This is a genomic window from Komagataeibacter saccharivorans (assembly GCF_003207825.1).
GTDB classification, from domain to species: domain Bacteria; phylum Pseudomonadota; class Alphaproteobacteria; order Acetobacterales; family Acetobacteraceae; genus Komagataeibacter; species Komagataeibacter saccharivorans.
Map to the genome: position 1 here is coordinate 1 of NZ_NKTY01000098.1, position 790 is coordinate 790.

Sequence of the window (790 nt, forward strand, 5' to 3'; positions counted from 1 at the left end):
GTATTCGTTGTCGTGATCAGCGGCCAGATAACGAAATATCCGTTCGATGACGCCGCTTTCACACCAGCGGCGCAGACGCCGGTGCACGTTTTTCCAGTCCCCGAAACGGGCAGGAAGGTCGCGCCATGGAATGCCCGCGCGATAGCGATACAGCACCGCCTCCACGAACAGACGGTTGTCCGCCGCAGTGCCGCCGACATAGCCTTCTCGACCGGGAAGAATATCCTTTATCCGCTCCCACTGGTCATCGCGTAAACTATAGCGCCGCATCTGTCTGTCTCCCCCAAAAAACGGGAAAACAGTCAGCACACGCAGACACAAAGTACAACCCTCACAGGCCACATTCAGAGCTTAACTGACGACGCGCCGTACAGCAGCCTTCCATGATTCTTCGCCGGGTACGTCCAGGGCGGTTCTCTCAAGCCTTAGACGTAGCGCCTTTACGCGCCTTTCCGCTTCCCGCGCATCATCTGTGCATAGGCTTTGTCGATATCGCTCTCCGCCAATGATGATCTGTGCCCACCACGTATCGCCGCGAAGGAAGCAGTTCTTCGGTTTTTTGGCTGACTGTCGACGCGGTGGCTTTGGCAGTTAGACTCAGGACTCATTGATTTGAGGTGAGAAATCTGATTCAGGCTCTGTGAGGAGACTGAAGATGAGTAATCTGTCTGTATTGGCTGACGGACGAGCAGATGGAGCGTCTTCCGCCTTTCTTTCTCAAGAGCTACGGCTGGCCTCGTGTTGATGACCGTCGCGTGCTGAGCGGCATCATCTTCGTTAACCGAAACGG

1 protein-coding gene and 1 pseudogene are annotated in these 790 nt (G+C 55.6%); one reads left to right on the forward strand and one right to left on the reverse strand.

Translation table 11 applies throughout. From position 1 onward, the window contains the following. Positions 1 to 270: transposase (locus CFR79_RS15535; protein ID WP_146220171.1), on the reverse strand; the 270-nt coding region annotated here is incomplete at its 3' end. A 422-nt stretch (positions 271 to 692) separates the two neighbouring features. Between CFR79_RS15535 and CFR79_RS15540 the strand changes: the two are divergent. Next, a pseudogene (locus CFR79_RS15540) lies at positions 693 to 790 on the forward strand (IS5/IS1182 family transposase); the annotation flags it as partial.